Origin of the sequence: Xanthomonas sp. NCPPB 1128 (assembly GCF_001043115.1) — a bacterium.
Taxonomy (GTDB): Bacteria; Pseudomonadota; Gammaproteobacteria; order Xanthomonadales; family Xanthomonadaceae; genus Xanthomonas_A.
Map to the genome: position 1 here is coordinate 384,637 of NZ_LFME01000001.1, position 20,700 is coordinate 405,336.

A 20,700-nucleotide genomic window follows, 5' to 3' on the forward strand; every position below is an offset into this window, starting at 1 on the left:
TTGATAACCATTCTTATCGACGGAACGTGCTGTGACGTTGTCCGACATGCCGTTGCGCAGCAGCGCCCTCGTGGAATCCGTGCACGACCGCCAGCCCAACGACGCCATCGCCCGGCGTCTGCGCGAGCTGGGCTTCGTCGCCGGCGAACAGGTGCAGGTGCTGGCCAGCGGGCCGATCGGCGGCGAGCCGCTGCTGGTGCAGGTGGGCTATACCCGATTCGCGCTAAGGCGCAGCGAGGCGGCGCGGGTGCAGGTGGGCGCGCTGGACGAGGTGCGCTCGTGAGCGCGGTGGCCGCGCCGCTGCGCCTGGCCCTGGTCGGCAATCCGAACTGCGGCAAGACCGCGCTGTTCAACCAGTTGACCGGCAGCAAGCAGAAGGTCGCCAACTACGCCGGCGTCACCGTCGAGCGCAAGGAGGGCCGCTTCCGCGCGCCGTCCGGGCGCGAGTTCGCGGTGCTGGATCTGCCCGGGGCCTACAGCCTGCAGCCGGCCAGCCTGGACGAGGCGATCACCCGCGACCTGTGCCGCGGCTTCTACCCGGGCGAGCCGGCGCCGGACGTGCTGGTCTGCGTGGTCGATGCCACCAACCTGCGCCTGCACCTGCGCTTCGCGCTGGAATTGCGCGAGCTGGGCAAGCCGATGCTGGTGGCCTTGAACATGGTCGACGCGGCGCAGCGCCGCGGCATCCAGATCGACCGCCAGGCGCTGGAGCAGGCGCTGGGCGTGCCGGTGATCGAGACCGTGGCGGTGCGCCGCAACGGCGCCCGCGCCCTGGTCGAGCGGCTGGACGCGCTGGCGCCGGCACTGCCGCCGGCGGTGGCGCCGAGCGAGGGGCAGGGCGACTACCACCAGCAGGTGCGCGCGATCCTGGCGGCGGCGGTGTCGATGCCGACCCGCACCTCGCGCATCGACGACGCGCTGGACCGCTGGCTGCTGCACCCGGTCGCCGGGCTGCTGACCCTGGCCGTGGTGATGTTCCTGATCTTCCAGGCGGTCTACGCCTGGGCCGCGCCGTTGATGGACCTGATCGAAGGCGGCACCAAGGCGCTGGGCGCCTGGATCGGCGGAACCCTGCCGGAGGGGCCGCTGAACAGCCTGCTGGTGGATGGCATCATCGCCGGCCTCGGCGGGGTGGTGGTGTTCCTGCCGCAGATCCTGATCCTGTTCGCCTTCATCCTGGCGCTGGAGGAATCCGGCTATCTGCCGCGCGCGGCGTTCCTGCTCGACCGCATGATGGCCGCGGCCGGCCTGTCCGGGCGGTCGTTCATCCCGCTGCTGTCCAGCTTCGCCTGCGCCGTGCCCGGGATCATGTCCACCCGCAGCATCCAGGACCCGCGCGACCGCCTGGCCACCATCCTGGTGGCGCCGCTGATGACCTGTTCGGCGCGCCTGCCGGTGTACGCGCTGCTGATCGGCGCGTTCATTCCGCAGCGGCAGGTGTGGGGCGTGTTCAACCAGCAGGGGCTGGTGCTGTTCGGCCTGTACTTCGCCGCCATCGCCAGTGCGCTGGCGGTGTCGTGGACGATGAAGAAGTGGCGCCGCGACAAGGGCGAGCATCCGCTGTTGCTGGAGCTGCCGTCCTACCGCGTGCCGCACCTGCGCGATCTGGCGCTGGGCCTGTGGGAGCGTGCGGCGATCTTCCTCAAGCGCGTCGGCGGCATCATCCTGGCGCTGACCATCCTGCTGTGGTTCCTGCTGTCGTTCCCGGCGCCGCCGGCCGACGCCACCTTGCCGGCGATTGACTACAGCTTCGCCGGCCGCATCGGCCACGCCATGACCACGGTGTTTTCGCCGCTGGGCTTCAACTGGCAGATCTGCATCGCGCTGATTCCCGGCCTGGCCGCGCGCGAGGTGGCGGTGTCGTCGCTGGCGACGGTCTACGCGCTGTCGGCGGCCGACGACGATGCCGCCGCGCAGGCGCTGTCGCCGCTGATTCACGACGGCTGGTCGCTGGCCACCGCGCTGTCGTTGCTGGTCTGGTACATCTACGCGCCGATGTGCATTTCCACCCTGGCCACGATCAAGCGCGAGACCAATTCCTGGAAGCAGATGAGCTTCGCCGCGTTCTACCTGTTCGCGCTGGCGTATCTGGCTTCGCTGGTCACCTACCAGGTCGCGGTGGCGCTGGGAGCCGGTTGAGATGAGTACCTCGCTGCTGCTGCAGTACCTGGTGATCGCGCTGGCGGTGCTGGTCAGCGCCTGGGTGGTGCTGAAGAAGCAGTTCCCCGGTACCGCGCGCACGCTGCGCGGCGCCATCGCCGTGCGCCTGCTCAAACCAAACCGTGCGGCGTGGCTGCAGGCCCTCGGTCGCCGCATCGCGCCGGCGCCCACCGCCGGCGCAGGCGCCTGCGGCGGTTGCGACAGCTGCTGGCCGACGCCGCCGCGGCGGCACTGAGCCACGCCACCCGTTGCCGGCCGGCGCCCGTTTGTGCGCCGCACATGCGCGCGGCGAGGGCGGCGACTATCCTATGCCGATGACCAACCCATTCCAGTTCTCCCGCCGTGCGCAGGCGCTGACCAGTTCGGCGATCCGCGAAATCCTCAAGGTCACCGAACGTCCCGAAGTGATCTCCTTCGCCGGTGGCCTGCCGTCGCCGGATACCTTCCCGGTCGAGCGTATGCGCGAGGCTTGCGCCAAGGTGCTGCGCGATGCGCCGCAGGCGGCGCTGCAGTACGGCCCGACCGAAGGCTATCTGCTGCTGCGCGAATGGGTGGCGGCGCGGCTGAGCCGCGACGGCGCCCACATCCGGCCAAGCCAGGTGCTGATCACCACCGGGTCGCAGCAGGGCCTGGACCTGCTCGGCAAGGTGTTCATCGACGAAGGCAGCAAGGTGCTGGTGGAAACGCCCAGCTACCTCGGCGCGCTGCAGGCGTTCTCGCTGTTCCAGCCGGCGTTCGCGGCGATGCAGTCGGACGACGACGGCGTGGTGGTGGACGCGCTGGACGATGCGCAGCTGGCCGGCGCACGCTTCATGTATGTGCTGCCGAACTTCCAGAATCCGACCGGGCGGCGCCTGCCGCTGCATCGGCGCCAGGCGCTGGTGGCGCGTGCGGCCGAGGCCGGGGTGCCGATCGTCGAGGACGATCCCTACGGCGAGCTGTGCTACAGCGGCGACACGCTGCCGAGCCTGCTGTCGATGAATCCGGACGGCGCCATCTACATGGGTTCGTTCTCCAAGGTGTTCGCCCCGGGCCTGCGCCTGGGCTACCTGGTGGCGCCGGAAGCGGTGCACGCCAAGCTGGTGCAGGCCAAGCAGGCCGCGGATCTGCACACGCCATCGTTCAGCCAGCGCATCGTGTACGAGGCGGTGCAGGACGGCTTCCTGGATGCGCATATTCCCGGCATCCGCGCGCTGTACGCCAGCCGCTGTGAGCAGATGCTCGCCGCCCTGGCCAAGTATTTCCCGGCGCAGGTGCGCTGGAACCGCCCGGCCGGCGGCATGTTCATCTGGGTCGAACTGCCGGAGGGCATGGACGGTAGCGCACTGCTGAGCAAGGCGATCGAGCGCAACGTCGCCTTCGTGCCGGGCGCGCCGTTCTTCGCGGTCGCGCCGCAGCGCAATACCCTGCGGCTGTCGTTCGTGACCGTGCCGGCCGAGCGCATCGAGACCGGCGTGCGCATTCTCGGTGCGCTGTTGCAGGACGAAGTCGCCGCGCATCGGCGCGCGACGGCCTGAGTCCGGCGTCGCCTCCGTCGATGACGTCGTCCGATTCCGCCGTTGCGGCGTGGACCATCGATGCGGTCCTGGTCGGCCGCGCGCAGGCGTTCACCCGCCCAGGCAGCCGTAGTGCGATCGACAAGCGGCCGCAGGCCGGGCGCCTGCGCATCGGCCTGGAGGGGCTGGAGCTGGACGAGCAGGGCGACCGCCGCGTGCATGGTGGCCCCGACTAGGCCTTGCACCATTACCCGCGCGATCATTACCCGGCCTGGCGCGAGGAACTGGGTGCGCATGCCTTGCTGGACGCGCCGGGCGCGTTCGGCGAGAACCTCAGCAGTTGCGGCGTGACCGAAGCCGACCTGTGCCTGGGCGATCGTCTGCGCCTGGGCACGGCCGTGGTCGAGGTGTCGCAGTCGCGGCAGCCGTGCTGGAAGCTGTCCGACCGGTTCGGCGTGGCCGCGTTGGCGCGGCGCGTGCAGGACAGCGGCCGCACCGGCTGGTACTACCGCGTGCTGCAACCCGGCAACGTCGCCGCCGGCGACCGTCTGACCCTGCTGGAGCGCCCGCATCCGCAGTGGTCGCTGGCACGCCTGGTCGGCCTGCTGTACCGCCGCGAGATCGACCCGGCGCAACTGCAGGAGGTGCTGGCGCTGCCGCTGGTGCCGAACTGGCGCACCCTGTTCGAGCGGCGCCTGGCACAGCGCGCGGTGGAGGATTGGGACAAGCGCCTGTTGGGCCAGGCGGCGGCCGAGTAGGGCGGTTGATTGATCCGGCGAGTATGCGCTCCTCTTTGGCAGGAGCGGTGGCGTCGACAGGGGCATGCCCGATCGGCTGCGATGTCTCCTGGCGCCAAGTGCCAAGTGCCAAGTGCCAAGTGCTAGGTTCCAGGTGCTGAGCGCCTCGCCCGCCATCTTTTCGGTCACTTCCAGGGTCGCCACCCCTTGTGGGAGCGGCTTCAGCCGCGACGAGTGAAGCATCGCCGCCTCCGAGGTGCCGCACTGGCTCCTCGTCGGGCACGTGCGTCTCCGGCGCACGCGCCCTCTGTCGCACCCGCGCGCAAACCGCTAGCCTTGTGCCGATGACGACTTCTCCGCTGCGTGTGTTGATCCATGGTGCGTCCGGCCGGATGGGCCAGGCGTTGTTGCGGCTGGCCGCGCAGGACCCGGCGCTGCAGGTGGTGGCTGCCGTGGTCCGGCGCGCGCCGGCACAGCGGGTGATCGACGGGGTGCCGTACTTCGCCGCGGCCGAGTTGGGCGGGGTGCCGGCCTTCGACGTGGCGATCGATTTCAGCCTGCCGCAGGGCTTCGATCCGGTGTTGGCGCTGTGCATGGCGCGCGGTGCGGCGCTGGTGTCGGGCACCACCGGGCTGGAGGAGGCGCAGCGGCAGGCGCTGACTGCGGCCGCCGAGCGCATCCCCTTCATCTGGGCATCGAACTTCAGCCTGGGCGTTGCGGTGCTGCACGATCTGGTCGAGCGGGCCGCCGCGGCGCTGCCGGGCTGGGATTGCGACATCGTCGAATCCCACCACGTGCACAAGCAGGACGCACCCTCCGGCACCGCGCTGACCCTCGGCGACGCGGCAGTGCAGGGTGGCGCCACCCCGCGCTACGCCAGCCTGCGCGCCGGCGACATCGTCGGCGAACATCTGGTGCAGTTCGCCGGACTCGGCGAGCGGGTCGAACTGGTGCACCGCGCCAGCAACCGCGACATCTTCGCCCGCGGCGCGCTGCATGCCGCCACGCGCCTGCCGGGACGTGCGCCCGGGGCCTACCGGCTGCGCGACCTGCTCGGCTGAACGTGGTTTTCACATAAACGGCTGGCGCGGACCGCCCCGCGCCGGTACAATTCTCGCTCGCCTGTTACCCATCGCCACGGACCCGGAGAAGCGCCGAGTTCGCGGTTTCTTGCAGCCTGCAAGTTGGTGGGGCAGGGTTCCTCTCTCCCCAAGGCGAACCCCGTGACTCAACCCGCAATCCTTGTCCTTGAAGACGGCACCGTGTTCGAGGGCGAATCCGTAGGCGCTGCCGGCCTGTCCGTCGGCGAAGTGGTGTTCAACACCGCCATGACCGGCTACCAGGAGATCCTCACCGATCCCTCCTACGCCCGCCAACTGGTCACGCTGACGTATCCGCATATCGGCAACACCGGCTGCACCGACCAGGACGACGAGGCCGCCCAGGTCTGGTCGGCCGGCCTGATCGTGCGCGACGTGCCGCGCCGTCCCAGCAACTGGCGCAACCAGGTGGCGCTGCCGGACTGGCTGATCCAGCGCGGCGTGGTCGCCATCGCCGGCATCGACACCCGCAAGCTGACCCGCATCCTGCGCGAGAAAGGCTCGCAGAACGGCGCGCTGATGGCCGGCGAGGTCGACGTGGACACCGCACTGGAAGCAGCGCGCAAGTTTCCGGGACTGAAGGGCATGGACCTGGCCAAGGTGGTCTCCACCGACACCGCCTATCCCTGGCGCGACGGCCAGCTCGACCTGGACAGCAACGCGTTCGTGACGGCCGAGCCCAGGTTCAAGGTCGTCGCCTACGACTACGGGGTCAAGCACAACATCCTGCGCATGCTCGCCGAGCGCGGCTGCGAGGTGACCGTGGTGCCGGCGCAGACGCCGGTCGCCGAGGTACTGGCGATGAACCCGCATGGCGTGTTCCTGTCCAACGGCCCTGGCGACCCGGCTCCCTGCGACTACGCGATCGCCGCGATCAAGGAACTGCTGGCGCGCAAGATCCCGACCTTCGGCATCTGCCTGGGCCACCAGCTGCTGGCGCTGGCCGCCGGCGCGCAGACCCTGAAGATGGGCCATGGCCACCACGGCGCCAACCATCCTGTGCAGGACCTGGACAGCGGCCGGGTGATGATCACTTCGCAGAACCACGGCTTCGCGGTGGACGAGGCGACCTTACCGGCCAATGTGCGCGTCACCCATCGCTCGCTGTTCGACGGCAGCAACCAGGGCATTGCGCTCACCGACGCGCCGGCCTTCAGCTTCCAGGGCCACCCGGAAGCCTCGCCGGGTCCGCGCGACGTGGCGCCGCTGTTCGATCGCTTCACCGCGCTGATGGCGGCCGCCGCCTGATGGCCGCAGCGCCGGCCATGCCGTCGCCGACCCGCCGCTGGCGGTGGCCGGCCACGGCGTTGCTGGTGCTGGCCGCGTATCCGGCCTTCGTGCTGGGCGCGGTGTATCCGCAGTGGCTCAGCGCCGGCTTGCCGGGCGGACGCGATGGCCCTGCCGATGCGTACCGCCACAGCCTGGCCAGCGCCGTGGTCGCCTACACCCTGTCGCCGCGCTGCGTGGACTGGGTCACCGCGGTCATGGAGCGCGACGGCCGCGGCACGGCGAGCCGGGCGATGGACGCCCACAACAACCGGATCGGCGCGCGCATCGGCGCCACCGCCAGCAGTTGGGCCGCGATGCAGCGCGAGGTTCGCGCCGCGGTCGACCATGGCGCGATCGATGCGCGTTCGTCCGATCAGATCACCTGGCGCGCCCCCGCGGCGTGGCAGGACCGCCTCTACTGAGAATCCCCCCATGCCCAAGCGCACCGACCTCCACACCATCCTCATCATCGGCGCCGGCCCGATCGTCATCGGCCAGGCCTGCGAGTTCGACTACTCCGGCGCGCAGGCGTGCAAGGCGCTGCGCGACGAGGGCTACCGCGTGGTGCTGGTCAACAGCAACCCGGCCACGATCATGACCGACCCGAACATGGCCGACGCCGTGTACATCGAGCCGATCAACTGGCAGACGGTCGAGAAGATCATCGCCAAAGAGAAGCCCGACGCGCTGCTGCCGACGATGGGCGGGCAGACCGCGCTGAACTGCGCGCTGGACCTGGCCGACCACGGCGTGCTCGAGAAGTACGGCGTCGAACTGATCGGCGCCAAGCGCGAGGCCATCCGCATGGCCGAGGACCGCGAACTGTTCCGCGTGGCGATGGGCGAGATCGGCCTGGAGTGCCCGAAGGCGGCAGTGGCGCACACCCTGGAAGAGGCGCTGGAGATCCAGGCCACGGTTGGCTACCCGACCATCATCCGCCCCAGCTTCACCCTCGGCGGCAGTGGCGGCGGCATCGCCTACAACCGCGAGGAACTGATCGAGATCGTCGGTCGCGGCCTGGAGCTGTCGCCGACCAGCGAAGTGCTGGTCGAGGAGTCGGTGCTGGGCTGGAAGGAGTTCGAGATGGAAGTGGTCCGCGATACCGCGGACAACTGCATCATCGTCTGCTCGATCGAGAACCTGGACCCGATGGGCGTGCACACCGGCGACTCGATCACCGTGGCGCCGGCGCAGACCCTCACCGACAAGGAATACCAGCGCCTGCGTGATGCGTCGATCGCGGTGCTGCGCAAGATCGGCGTGGACACCGGCGGCTCCAACGTGCAGTTCGGCATCAACGCGCAGACCGGCCGCGTGGTGGTGATCGAGATGAACCCGCGCGTGTCGCGTTCCTCGGCGCTGGCCTCCAAGGCCACCGGCTTCCCGATCGCCAAGGTCGCGGCCAAGCTGGCGGTGGGCTACACCCTGGACGAACTGAAGAACGAGATCACCGGCGGGCTGACCCCGGCCTCGTTCGAGCCGTCGATCGACTACGTGGTCACCAAGATTCCGCGCTTCGCCTTCGAGAAGTTCCCGCAGGCCGACGCGCGCCTGACCACGCAGATGAAGTCGGTGGGTGAGGTGATGGCGATGGGCCGCACCTTCTCCGAGTCGCTGCAGAAGGCGCTGCGCGGCCTGGAGACCGGCAAGATCGGGCTGGATCCGACCGGCCTGGACCTGAGCAGCGAAGACGACCTGGCCACGCTGAAGCGTGAGTTGAAGGCGCCCGGTCCGGAGCGCTTGTTCTACGTCGCCGACGCCTTCCGCGCTGGCATGAGCGTGGAGCAGGTGCACGGGCTGTCGTTCATCGATCCCTGGTTCCTCGACCAGATGGAAGACCTGATCGCGCAGGAAGCGCAGCTGGCCGCCGACGGCCTCGGCGCGCTGGACGCGGCGCGCCTGCGCACGCTCAAGCGCGCCGGTTTCTCCGACGCGCGCCTGGCCGAGCTGTGCGGCACCAACGAGGCTGCGGTGCGCGCGTTGCGCCGCGCGCACAAGGTGCGCCCGGTGTACAAGCGGGTGGACTCGTGCGCGGCGGAGTTCGCCACCAGCACCGCCTACCTGTACTCGACCTACGAGGACGAGTGCGAGGCCGCGCCGAGCGACCGCGACAAGATCATGATCCTGGGCGGCGGTCCCAACCGCATCGGCCAGGGCATCGAGTTCGACTACTGCTGCGTGCACGCGGCGCTGGCGCTGCGCGAGGACGGCTACGAGACCATCATGGTCAACTGCAATCCGGAGACCGTGTCCACCGACTACGACACCTCCGATCGCCTGTACTTCGAGCCGCTGACCCTGGAAGACGTGCTGGAGATCGTCGAGCTGGAGCAGCCCAAGGGCGTGATCGTGCAGTACGGCGGGCAGACCCCGCTGAAGCTGGCGCGCGCGCTGGAAGCCAACGGCGTGCCAGTGATCGGCACCTCACCGGACTCGATCGACCTGGCCGAGGACCGCGAGCGTTTCCAGCAGCTGGTCGACAAGCTCGGCCTGAAGCAGCCGCCGAACCGCATCGCCCGCAACGCCGACGAAGCGCTGGTGCTGGCGCGCGAGATCGGCTATCCGCTGGTGGTGCGCCCGAGCTACGTGCTCGGCGGCCGCGCCATGGAGATCGTCTACGGCGAATCCGACCTGGCGCGCTATGTGCGCGACGCGGTCAAGGTCTCCAACGATTCGCCGGTGCTGCTGGACCGCTTCCTCGACAACGCGGTGGAAGTGGACGTGGACATCATCGCCGACCAGGACGGACAGGTGCTGATCGGCGGCGTCATGGAGCACATCGAGGAAGCCGGCGTGCATTCGGGCGATTCGTCCTGCTCGCTGCCGCCGTACTCGCTGTCGCCGGCCACCCAGGCCGAGTTGCGCCGCCAGGTGGTCGAACTGGCCAAGGCGCTGAACGTGGTCGGGCTGATGAACACCCAGTTCGCGGTGCAGGTCAACGATGCCGGCGACGACATCGTCTACCTGCTGGAAGTGAACCCGCGCGCCTCGCGCACCGTGCCGTTCGTGTCCAAGGCGATCGGCGTGCCGCTGGCCAAGATCGCCGCGCGCTGCATGGCCGGCAAGACCCTGGCCGAGCAGGGCGCGCTGAAGGAGATCGTGCCCGACTACTACTCGGTGAAGGAGGCGATCTTCCCGTTCGCCAAGTTCCAGGGCGTCGATCCGATCCTCGGCCCGGAGATGCGTTCCACCGGTGAGGTGATGGGCGTGGGCCGCAGCTTCGGCGCGGCGTTTGCGCGCGCGCAGGAAGCCGGCGGCATCAAGGCGCCGCCGCTGGGCAAGGCCTTCGTGTCGGTGCGCGATCCGGACAAGCAGCGCGTGCTGCCGGTGGCGCAGGCGCTGGTCGAGCGTGGCTACACCCTGGTCGCCACCCGCGGCACCTGCGCCTGGCTGCAGCAGCACGGCCTGCAGTGCGAGCAGGTGAACAAGGTCGCCGAGGGCCGCCCGCACATCGTCGATCTGATCAAGAACGGCGAAATCGTGTATATCGTCAACACCACCGAGGGCCGGGCGGCGATCTCCGACTCGTTCTCGATCCGCCGCGAAGCCTTGCAGCATCGCGTCACCTATTCGACCACGGTCGCCGGCGCGCGTGCGCTGGTGCATTCACTGGAATTCCGCGGCACCGGTCCGGTCTGGGCGCTGCAGGAACTGCACAAGGAGCTGGAAGCGTGAGAGCCCCGATCACCATGCAAGGCGCGCAGCGGTTGCGCGAGGAACTGGATCACCTGAAGTCGGTCAAGCGTCCCGAGGTCATCACCGCGATCGCCGAGGCGCGCGCGCACGGCGACCTCAAGGAGAACGCCGAGTACCATGCGGCGCGCGAGCAGCAGGGTTTCATCGAAGGCCGCATCAAGCAGTTGGAGAGCGAGCTGTCGCACGCCGAGGTCATCGACGTCAGCAAGCTGGCGGTCGGCAGCAAGGTGGTGTTCGGCGCCACCGTGACCCTGGCCGATGTCGAGACCGACGAAGAGAAGCGCTACCAGCTGGTCGGCGATCTGGAAGCGGACATCAAGCTGGGCCTGATCGCGATCTCCTCGCCGCTGGCGCGTGCGCTGATCGGCAAGATGGAAGGCGACAGCGTCAGTATCGACGCCCCGGCCGGACGCCGCGAGTACGAGATCGTCAGCGTCGCCTACGTCGGCTGATCCGATGGCGGTCGCCACCTTGCTGTTGCCGGAGCGGGTGCGCCTGGCCGGCGCCGTGCTGGCCGGCGAGGTGGCGCGCGCGTTCGGCCGTGCCGACCGCACGCAGGCCACGCCGGGCGGCGAGGCGCAGTTGCGCCGCCATTTCGCACTGGCGGAGGCATCGCTGCCGGCTGCGGCACTGACCCGCCAGCTTGACGCCGGCGATGCCGGCGACGGCCTGTGGCTGCGCGCCGATCCTGCCTACGTGGTGCCGGACATGCAGGGCGCGCGGCTGATGGCGCATGGCGACATGCTGCCGCTCGACGCGGTGGACCTGGACGCGCTGTTGCCAGCGGTGCAGGGCGTGTTCGCCGAGAGCGGGCTGATCCTGCACGCGCCCGATCCCACCCGCTGGTATCTGCGCCTGCCGGCCGACAGCGTGCTGCCGGTATTCGCGGCGCCGGCGCAGGTGCTCGGGGCGGACCTGTTCGATCATCTGCCGCAGGGCGAGGACGCGCGCCGCTGGCGTGCGCTGCTGACCGAGGCGCAGATCGTGTTGCATCAGCATCCGTGGAACCGCGAGCGCGTGGCGCGTGGGCAGCCGGCGATCAATTCGCTGTGGTTCTGGGGCGGCGGCCGCCTGCCGGCCACGGTCGGCACCGCGCATGCGCAGGTGCGCAGCCGCGATCCGCTGTTGCGCGCGCTGGCGCAGGCCGCCGGCGTGGCCGATGCGCAGGCGCCGCGGGTCGATGCGCTGGTCGACCTGCGTCAGCTCCGCGCGCCCGAACAGTTCGTCGGCGAGGTGGTGCAGCCGCTGCTGCAGGCGCTGCGCGATGGCGAGTTGCAGCAACTGCAACTGGATTTCGAGGACGGTACCTGTTTCCGCATCGCCCCCGCGCAACGCTGGCGCCTGTGGCGGCGGCCGCTGTCGCGCCTGGACGCATGAGTTCGCTCGCGCGCATCGTGCGGCGGCCGGTGGCGGCCGCGGGCGGCCCGTGGAGCGAGGCCACGTTGCCGTTATTGCAGCGCATCTACGCTGCGCGTGGCGCGCACGACAGTGGCCTGGCGCAGCCCAAGCTGGCGCAACTGCTGCCGCCGGACGCGCTGAGCGGCATCGACGCGGCGGTGGCCTTGCTCGCCGAGGCGATCGCCGCGGGCAAGCGCATCCTGGTGGTCGGCGATTTCGATTGCGACGGCGCCACCGCCTGCGCGGTGGCAGTGCGCGGGCTGCGCCTGCTCGGCGCCGCGCAGGTGCTGCACGCGGTGCCCAATCGCATGGTCCACGGCTACGGGCTGTCGCCGGCGCTGGTGGCGGAACTGGCCCCATTGCAGCCGGATTTGTTGGTCACGGTGGATCACGGTATCGCCTGCCACGCCGGCGTCGCCGCGGCCAAGGCGTTGGGCTGGCAGGTGCTGGTCACCGACCATCACCTGCCGGGGCCGGCCTTGCCGCCGGCCGACGCCATCGTCGATCCGAATCTCGCCGGCGACGCGTTCCCGAGCAAGATGCTGGCCGGCGTCGGGGTGATCTTCTACGTGCTGCTGGCACTGCGTCGGCACCTGCGCGTGTGCGGTGCGTTCGCGGCGGCGCCGCCGGACCTGGGCGTGCTGCTGGACCTGGTCGCGGTCGGCACCGTCGCCGATCTGGTACCGCTGGACCCGAACAACCGCGCGCTGGTCTCGGCCGGTTTGCGCCGGTTGCAGCGTGGCGAAGGTTGCCTTGGCCTGCGCGCCTTGATCGAAGCCAGTGGCCGCGACCCGGCGCGGCTCAGCGCCAGCGACATCGGCTTCGCCTTGGCCCCTCGGCTGAACGCCGCTGGCCGGCTCGAGGACATGGCCCTGGGCATCGAACTGCTGTTGTGCGAAGACCCGCAGCAGGCGCGCACGATCGCCGCGACGCTGGAGGAGATCAACGCCGAGCGCCGCGCCGTGCAGCAGCAGATGACCGACGAGGCCGAAGCGGTCGTGGCGCAGGCGCTGCTGGCCGCGCCCGAGCAGCCGCCGGTGGCGGTGTGCCTGTTCGATGCGCAGTGGCATCCCGGCGTGATCGGCCTGGTCGCCTCGAAGATGAAGGACCGTCTGCATCGGCCGGTGATCGCCTTCGCTCCGGCCGAGCCGGGCAGCACCCAGTTGCGCGGCTCGGCGCGTTCGATTCCCGGTTTCCATATCCGCGACGCGATGGCGGCGGTGGAGGCGCAACGGCCGGGCCTGATGGAGAAGTTCGGCGGCCATGCCATGGCCGCGGGCCTGAGCCTGCCCCAGGACGCGCTGGCCGAGTTCGAGCAGGTATTCCGCGCGCATGCGCTGGCCAGCCTGGATGCGGAACTGCTGCAGGCCGAACTGCTCAGCGACGGCGCACTGGATCCGCGTGAACTCGACCATCGCCACGCCGAGGCGTTGCGACAGGGCGGGCCGTGGGGGCAGGGTTTTCCCGAACCGCTGTTCGACGGCGAATTCGAGGTGTTGCAGTGGCGCGTGCTGAAGGAGCGCCATCTCAAGCTGAGCCTGCGCTGCCCCGGCCGCGCGGAGCCCTTGAACGCGATCCACTTCAATGGCTGGCAGGGTCGCGAACCTGGCCGCCGCGTGCACATCGCCTATCGGCTGGTTGCCGACGACTACCGCGGCGGCGAGGCGGTGCAACTGGTGGTGGAGCACTGCCTGCCACTGGGGAGCTGAGCACCTTACGGTCTGCTTGCGCGTGTGGCACCGCTTCGCGCCGTACCCTCACCCCAACCCCTCTCCCGGTGGGAGAGGGGCTTTGCTTTCCCTTCTCCCCTCGGGAGAAGGTGGCCCGCAGGGGCGGATGAGGGTACGGGCGAAGCCGCGCACAGCCAAAGCAGCACGCTGTGCGCCGCACCCTCACCCTAACCCCGCTCCTGATGGGAGAGGGGTTACGCATCGCATGAGGTCTTGACGCACACAAGCAACCCCATCGCGCCACGGCGGACGTTCAAGCCATACCGTCCCATCGAGGAGTGATCCATGTGGTCCATCGTGCGCAAAGGCGTGTGCGTGTTGTTGCTTTCGTGGTCGGTGCTCGCTGCGGTCCCGGCCGGAGCGCAGTCCGTGCCGCAGCGGCAATTGGTAGCGCCGCTGCTACACACCGACGCCGGCGAACGTCCGGTCGAACTGCGCGCGGTGTCGGTGCGTGCGCAGGCCGCCGCCGGCCTGGCCGAGACCACGGTGGAGTTGGAATTCTTCAATCCCAATACCAGGGTGCTGGAAGGGCAACTGACGTTCCCGCTACGCGAGGGCCAGCAACTCAGCGGGTTCGCCCTGGACATCGACGGGCAGATGCGCGACGCCGTGCCGGTGCCCAAGGCACGCGGGCGTCAGGTGTTCGAGGCGGTCGAGCGGCGCGGCGTGGATCCTGGTCTCCTGGAGCAGACCGCCGGCAACCAGTTCCGGCTGCGCGTCTACCCGCTGCCGGCGCGTGGCAGCCGCCATGTGCGCCTGGTCTATCGCGAATCGCTGCCGCGCACCGCCGCCGGCTGGCAATGGCGGTTGCCGCTGGCGTATGCGGCCAGCGCGCGCTCGCTGCAGGTGCAGCTGAGCACGCAGGCAGCGCCCGCCACGCCTGCGATGGCTGCGCCCGGCCTGCGTCTGCTGCCGACGGCGGACGACGGCTATGTCGCGACCTGGTCCGGCACCCCGGCACAGTTGCCGCAGGAACTGGCGCTATCGTTGCGCGCGAGTGCGACGCCGCGCGTGGCGACTGGCATCCACGACGGCCAGCGCTACTTCCAGGCGCTGGTGCCGGTCGCCGACCTGCATGCCCCGCGCCCGCTGCCGCAGCGCGTCGGCCTGCTCTGGGATGCGTCCGGATCTGCGCGGCAGCGCGATATCCCGGCCGAACTGGCCTTGCTGCAGCGCTACTTCGCCGCGGTCGGCACGGCCCAGGTCGATCTGATCGTGCTGCGCGACCGCGCCGCGGCACCGCGCAGGTTCCAGGTGCGCAACGGCGACTGGAGCGCCTTGAAGGCGGCGCTGCAGGCCGAGCAGCCCGACGGCGCCAGCGCGCTGGGCGCCTGGCAACCGGCGGCGCAGGTGCAGGAGTACCTGCTGTTCAGCGATGGCCTGGGCAACTACGGCACGCAGACCCTGCCGCCGCTGGCGCCGGGACAACGCCTGTATGCGATCGACTCGGCCGGCGTGCACGCCGATGCCGCACGCCTGGCGGCGATCGCGGAAGCACGCGGCGGACGCGCAATCGCGCTGGAGGGGATGCAGGGAGTCAAGCTCGCCAGCGAACGCCTGTTGCAGCGTGGCGGCGAACTGGTCGCGATGGACGGCAGCCAGGTCGCCGATCTGGTCGCCGATTCGCGCTACGCCGACGATGGCTACCTGCGCATCGCCGGGCGCCTGCTCGGGGCCGATGCGGCGCTGCACCTGGAGATCGCCACGGCCGCCAGCCGCCGGCACGTGCGGCTATCGTTGCGCCAGGTCGATGACGTGCCTGGAGACCTGGTGCCGGGCGCCTGGGCGCGGGCCATGCTGCGCAGTCTGTCCGCCGATCCGCTGGGTTCGGCGGCGCGTCGCCAGGCGCTGGCCGCGCGCTTCGGCCTGGTCAGCGCCGAGACCTCGCTGCTGGTGCTGGAGAACGTCGACGACTACGTCCGCTACGACATCCCGGCGCCGCCAGCGCTGCGCGCGGCGGTGGCGCGTGCGCAGGCGCAACAGCAGCGGATACACGTCGAAACGCGCAAGCAACGCATCGACCGGGTTGCCGAGGCATTCGCGCAGCGCATCGCCTGGTGGCAGCGCCAGTTTCCCAAGGGCGCGCCGCCGCAGCTGGTCGCGCAGGAGCAGCAAGGCCGCGCCGAGGTGACCGGGCAGAACCTTGCGCGCATGGCATCGGCGTCCGAATCGCTGGCGCTTCCGATGGCAGCGCCGCCGGCTCCTGCTGCGATGCCGGCGCCGGCTCGGACGCTGGCTGCACCGGCGGGCCTGGACGCGATGACCGTTGCTGCCGACGCGGTCGCTTCAGCTCCGGCGACCGACGCAAGCGGGGAACCCGCGATCGCCCTGGCCCTGCAGCCCTGGCAGCCGGATGCGCCGTATGCGCGGCGCCTGCGTGCGGCCCCCGCTGACGCGGTGTATCCGTTGTACCTGAGCGAACGCGCCGCGCACGCCGACAGCGTGGCGTTCTATCTGGATGTGGCCGACGTACTGTTTGCGCGCGGCCAGCGCGACCTGGCCCTACGCGTGCTATCCAACCTGGCCGAACTGCAGTTGGAGAACCGCCACGTGCTGCGCGTGCTCGGCTACCGGCTGCTGCAGGCCGGCCGTGCCGATCTGGCGGTGCCGGTGTTCGAGCAGGTGCTGCGGTTGGGCGAGGAGGAGCCACAGAGCTTTCGTGACCTGGGCCTGGCCTATGCCGCGCGCGGCGACGCGCAGGCGGCGATCGCGCAGCTGTACCAGGTGGTGGTGCGCGGCTGGGATCCGCGCTTCGACGGGGTGAGCATGATCGCGCTCAACGAACTGAACGCGATCGTGGCGCGGGCACCACAACGGCCGGATACCGGCTTCATCGATCCGCGGCTGCTGCGCAACCTGCCGCTGGACCTGCGCGTGGTGCTGAACTGGGACAGCGACGACAGCGACATGGACCTGTGGGTGACCGACCCCAACGGCGAGCGCTGCTACTACGGCAATCGTGCGACCTACCAGGGTGGCCAGTTGTCGCCGGATTTCACCGGCGGCTACGGGCCGGAGGAGTTCTCGCTACGCAAGGCCAGGCCCGGCAAGTACAAGGTGGAAGCGAACTTCTTCGGCGAGCGCCAGCCGCTGGTCACCGGCGCCACCACCTTGCACCTGCAACTGAGCACAGGCTGGGGCACGGCCGCGCAACGCGACCAGCAGGTGACGCTGCGCCTGACCGAGCGCAAGGAGACAGTGCTGGTCGGCGAGTTCGAGGTGCGCTGATCCGCCCGTGGCGCGCCGGCGTGGCAATGCCGGCGCGCTACACTGGCGCGATGTCCGATCCGTCCGCCGGCGCCAGCGCCTATTCCCGTTTCCAGCCCTGGCGCCGCAGCTTCGAGATCGGCTTCTGGGTTGCGCTCACCCTGATCAACGCCACCGCTAACAGCGTCACGGTGCTGATCGACATCCGCAAGACCGGGCTGCACTTCGCCGCGTGGGAGCCGGTGGTCTGGGAGTGGTCCAGCAACCTGATGTTTCTGCTGATCGTGCCGCTGGTGGTGCTGCTGACCCGACGCTACCCGCTGCACTGGGACACCTGGCGACGCCGGTTGCCCGGCTATCTGTTGGGCAGCGTGGCGCTGTCGGTGCTGCACGTGGTGGGGATGGTCGCCCTGCGCAGCCTGGTCTACCGCCTGCAGGGCCAGCACTACGACTTCGGCTCGTGGCCGCAGGGCCTGGCCTACGAGTATCTCAAGGACGTGCGCAGCCTGGCCTCGATCGTGTTGTGCGTGGAGATGTACCGGTTCCTGCTGCGGCGCTGGCAGGGCGAGGCGGCGCTGCTCGGCGCGCCCGACGCCGGCCCGCCGGTGGGTTCGCTGGAGCGCCCGGAGCGCTTCCTGGTGCGCAAGCTGGGCCGCGACTTCCTGGTCGCCGCGGCCGACATCGAATGGCTGCAGGCCTCAGGCAACTACGTCAACCTGCGCGTGCGCGGCCACGACTACCCGCTGCGCAGCACCATGGCCGCGATCGAGGCGCGGCTGGACCCGGCGCGGTTCGTGCGCATCCACCGCAGCTACATCGTCAACCTGGCCAGCGTGGTCTCGATCGAGCCGCTGGAGGCGGGCGAGGCGCGGGTGCACCTGCGCGACGGCAGCCAGGTGCCGTGCAGCCGCCGCTACCGCGCCGCGCTGCGCGTGGCGGCCGGAGAGGGCGAGGCCGCGACCGTCGACTAGGCGGGCGGCGCTGTGGCGCGGCGGCCGGAATTGCTAGAATCGCGCTCTTGTCTGCCGGAAAAAGCCGCAATGATCGAACTCAATCCGATTCGCCACCGCATCGCCGATCTGTCCGATCGGGTGCTGTCGCTACGGGGGTTTCTTTGACTACGACGCCAAGAAGGAGCGTCTAGAGGAAGTCACCCGGGAGCTGGAAAGCCCCGACGTCTGGAACGACCCCGAGCGCGCCCAGGGCCTGGGCCGCGAACGCGCCAGCCTGGAGAAGACCGTCGGCGGCATCGCCAACGTGCTCGATGGCCTGAACGAATCCCTGGAATTCCTGGAACTGGCCGAGAGCGAGAACGACGAGGCCACCGCGCAGGCGGTGCTGGCCGACGTCGACCGCTTCCAGGCGCAGGTGGAGAAGCTGGAGTTCCAGCGCATGTTCTCCGGGCAGATGGACGCCAGCAACGCCTTCGTCGACATCCAGGCCGGCGCCGGCGGCACCGAGGCCCAGGACTGGGCCGAGATCCTGCTGCGCATGTACCTGCGCTGGTGCGAGTCGCGCGGCTGGAAGACCGAACTGATGGAAGTCTCCGGCGGCGAAGTGGCTGGGATCAAGTCCGCCACGCTGCGCGTGGAAGGCGACTTCGCCTACGGCTGGCTGAAGACCGAGACCGGCGTGCACCGGCTGGTGCGCAAGTCGCCGTTCGACTCGGACAACCGCCGCCATACCAGCTTCACCTCGGTGTTCGTGTCGCCGGAAGTGGACGACAACATCGACATCGACATCAATCCGGCCGATCTGAAGACCGACGTGTACCGGTCCTCCGGCGCCGGCGGCCAGCACGTCAACAAGACCGAATCGGCGGTGCGCATCACCCACGTGCCCACCGGCATCGTGGTGGCCTGCCAGACCGGGCGCAGCCAGCACCAGAATCGCGACAACGCGATGAAGATGCTGGCCGCCAAGCTGTACGAGCTGGAGATCCAGAAGCGCAACGCCGAGCGCGATGCGGTGGAGGCGACCAAGTCCGACATCGGCTGGGGCAGCCAGATCCGCAACTACGTGCTCGATCAGAGCCGGATCAAGGACCTGCGCACCGGCGTGGAACGCTCGGACACGCAGAAGGTGCTCGACGGCGACCTCGACGAGTTCGTCGAGGCCAGCCTCAAGTCCGGCCTGGAAGCCGGCTCCAAACGCAGCGACGCCTGACCCGGCGGCCTCCGTCTTGGCGACGGAGGCCGTGCGGCGGCACACGGCCCGCCGGCTGGTGCATTCTTTCCCTTCCTCACGCATCCCCCTACCCATGACCGAGCAGACCCCCGCGCCGTCCCTTCCCGTCGACGAGAACAGCCTCATCGCCGAACGGCGCGCCAAACTCGCCGCGCTGCGCGCGCAGGGCGTGGCCTATCCGAACGATTTCCGCCGCAGCGACTTCGCCGGCGATCTGCAGGCCGAGTTCGCCGACACCGAGCGCTGGACCGCGGAGGCGCTGGAGGCACAGGGCCGCAGCCTGCGCCTGGCCGGGCGCCTGCTGGCCAAGCGGGTGATGGGCAAGGCCAGCTTCGTGCAGCTGCAGGACGAGTCCGGGCGCATCCAACTGTTCCTGCAGGCCAACGCCCTGGGCGAAGCCTACGACGCCTTCAAGGGCTGGGACATCGGCGACATCATCGGCGTGGAAGGCGGGCTGACCCGCACCAAGACCGGCGAGCTGTCGATCAAGGCCACCGCGCTGCGGTTGCTGACCAAGGCGCTGCGGCCGCTGCCGGACAAGTGGCACGGCCTGTCGGACGTGGAGCAGCGCTACCGCCAGCGCTACGTCGACCTGATCGTGTCGCCGGAGGCGCGCGAGGTGTTCGTCAAGCGCTCCAAGATCATCCGCGCCATGCGTGCCTGGCTGGACGCGCGCCGCTTCCTGGAAGTGGAGACGCCGATGATGCACTACATTCCCGGCGGCGCCACGGCCAAGCCGTTCACCACCCACCACAACGCGTTGGACCTGGACCTGTATCTGCGCGTGGCCCCGGAGCTGTACCTGAAGCGCCTGGTGGTCGGTGGCCTGGAACGGGTCTACGAAATCAACCGCAATTTCCGCAACGAAGGCGTCAGCACCCGGCACAATCCGGAATTCACCATGATGGAGCTGTACGAGGCCTACGCCACGTACCACGAGGTGATGGACCTGACCGAGAACGTCATTCGCGATGTCGCCGGCGAGGTGCTGGGCACCACCCAGGTGCACTGGGACGGCGCCGACATCGACCTGGCGCCGGCATTCCGCCGCTGGCGCATGGACGAGGCGGTGCGCCACCACAACCCGGAGATCAGCGCCGCCGACTGCACCGACCGCGAGGCCCTGCTACGCCATTGCGAGCGGCTGAAGATCCGCACCAAGCCGTCCTACGGCTGGGGCAAGCTGCTGCTGGAGATCTTCGAGGCCACGGTCGAGCACACCCTGATCCAGCCCACCTTCATCACCGACCACCCGGTCGAGGTGTCGCCGCTGGCCCGTTCCAGCGACACCGAACCGGGCTACACCGACCGCTTCGAACTGTTCATCAACGGCAAGGAGATCGCCAACGGCTTCTCCGAGCTCAACGACCCGGAAGACCAGGCGGCGCGGTTCCAGGCCCAGGTGGCGGCCAAGGACGGCGGGGACGACGAGGCCATGCACTTCGACGCCGACTACATCCGGGCGCTGGAAGTCGGGCTGCCGCCGACCGGCGGCCTGGGCATCGGCATCGACCGACTGGTAATGTTGCTCACCGGCAGCAGCTCGATCCGTGACGTGCTGCTGTTTCCGTACATGCGTCCGGAGGCTTAACCTAGCCGCGGACGAGGTGGCGCGGTTCTTGCACCAGGCGTTGCACGCAAAAGGAAGTGAGGTGGACGGGCCGGGGTGAGTCAGCGCCGGCGCGTTCCCGTTGTCGTCTCAGCAGCCCGCGCAGATGCG

General features: G+C 69.7%; 15 protein-coding genes and 1 pseudogene. All 16 read left to right on the forward strand.

Annotated features, from left to right (window positions below; all coding sequences use genetic code 11):
* The first annotated feature begins 31 nt into the window (after positions 1–31).
* The 16 genes and pseudogenes from ACP93_RS01570 (at position 32) to lysS (ending at position 20,571) form a co-directional block, all read left to right on the forward strand.
* On the forward strand, positions 32–283 hold the full coding sequence (locus ACP93_RS01570; protein ID WP_053069646.1) for a FeoA family protein: 252 nt from the start codon (positions 32–34) through the stop codon (positions 281–283).
* Complete coding sequence (locus ACP93_RS01575; protein ID WP_048489086.1) at positions 280–2,139, forward strand: ferrous iron transporter B; 1,860 nt, start codon at positions 280–282, stop codon at positions 2,137–2,139. The genes ACP93_RS01570 and ACP93_RS01575 overlap by 4 nt, the downstream gene beginning before the upstream one ends.
* A 1-nt stretch (position 2,140) precedes the next feature.
* Entirely contained in the window at positions 2,141–2,395 is a 255-nt protein-coding gene (locus ACP93_RS01580; RefSeq protein WP_048489087.1) for a DUF6587 family protein, read from the forward strand.
* A 73-nt stretch (positions 2,396–2,468) separates the two neighbouring features.
* Positions 2,469–3,677 (forward strand): aminotransferase-like domain-containing protein, encoded by a 1,209-nt coding sequence (locus tag ACP93_RS01585; RefSeq protein WP_048489088.1) that lies wholly within the window; start codon positions 2,469–2,471, stop codon positions 3,675–3,677.
* Positions 3,678–3,697: 20 nt separating this feature from the next.
* Positions 3,698–4,414: pseudogene (locus ACP93_RS01590) on the forward strand (MOSC domain-containing protein).
* Between the two features lie 323 nt (positions 4,415–4,737).
* A complete protein-coding gene (gene dapB / locus ACP93_RS01595; RefSeq protein WP_048489089.1) occupies positions 4,738–5,454 on the forward strand; it encodes a 4-hydroxy-tetrahydrodipicolinate reductase in 717 nt (238 codons plus the stop codon).
* Positions 5,455–5,616: 162 nt separating this feature from the next.
* Positions 5,617–6,741 carry a glutamine-hydrolyzing carbamoyl-phosphate synthase small subunit gene (gene carA, locus ACP93_RS01600; protein ID WP_048489090.1) on the forward strand — a complete coding sequence of 375 codons (1,125 nt, stop codon included), beginning with the start codon at positions 5,617–5,619 and terminating at the stop codon, positions 6,739–6,741.
* Positions 6,741–7,184, forward strand: a complete 444-nt coding sequence (locus ACP93_RS01605) for a DUF6973 domain-containing protein (RefSeq protein WP_048489091.1) — start codon at positions 6,741–6,743, stop codon at positions 7,182–7,184. Before carA ends, ACP93_RS01605 begins: the two co-directional genes overlap by 1 nt.
* A 10-nt stretch (positions 7,185–7,194) precedes the next feature.
* On the forward strand, positions 7,195–10,437 hold the full coding sequence (carB, locus tag ACP93_RS01610; protein WP_048489092.1) for a carbamoyl-phosphate synthase large subunit: 3,243 nt from the start codon (positions 7,195–7,197) through the stop codon (positions 10,435–10,437).
* Positions 10,438–10,445: 8 nt separating this feature from the next.
* On the forward strand, positions 10,446–10,910 hold the full coding sequence (gene greA, locus ACP93_RS01615) for a transcription elongation factor GreA (protein ID WP_026143501.1): 465 nt from the start codon (positions 10,446–10,448) through the stop codon (positions 10,908–10,910).
* Between the two features lie 4 nt (positions 10,911–10,914).
* Positions 10,915–11,835, forward strand: coding sequence for a phosphoglycerate mutase (locus ACP93_RS01620; RefSeq protein WP_048489093.1), 921 nt, complete (start codon positions 10,915–10,917; stop codon positions 11,833–11,835).
* Positions 11,832–13,565, forward strand: coding sequence for a single-stranded-DNA-specific exonuclease RecJ (gene recJ / locus ACP93_RS01625; RefSeq protein ID WP_048489094.1), 1,734 nt, complete (start codon positions 11,832–11,834; stop codon positions 13,563–13,565). Before ACP93_RS01620 ends, recJ begins: the two co-directional genes overlap by 4 nt.
* Before the next feature lie 306 nt (positions 13,566–13,871).
* The gene (locus tag ACP93_RS01630; RefSeq protein ID WP_048489095.1) at positions 13,872–16,814 is read left to right on the forward strand and encodes a VIT domain-containing protein; all 2,943 of its coding nucleotides are present in this window, start codon (positions 13,872–13,874) and stop codon (positions 16,812–16,814) included.
* Positions 16,815–16,864: 50 nt separating this feature from the next.
* Entirely contained in the window at positions 16,865–17,764 is a 900-nt protein-coding gene (locus ACP93_RS01635) for a LytTR family DNA-binding domain-containing protein (protein ID WP_048489157.1), read from the forward strand.
* Between the two features lie 69 nt (positions 17,765–17,833).
* Positions 17,834–18,959 (forward strand): peptide chain release factor 2 gene (prfB, locus tag ACP93_RS01640; RefSeq protein WP_106407040.1). Its coding sequence is split into 2 segments (ribosomal slippage): positions 17,834–17,908 and positions 17,910–18,959, totalling 1,125 coding nucleotides; the frame shifts between segments, so codons are not numbered across the junction.
* 94 nt (positions 18,960–19,053) lie between these two features.
* The gene (lysS, locus tag ACP93_RS01645; RefSeq protein WP_048489097.1) at positions 19,054–20,571 is read left to right on the forward strand and encodes a lysine--tRNA ligase; all 1,518 of its coding nucleotides are present in this window, start codon (positions 19,054–19,056) and stop codon (positions 20,569–20,571) included.
* The last annotated feature ends 129 nt before the right edge of the window (positions 20,572–20,700 follow it).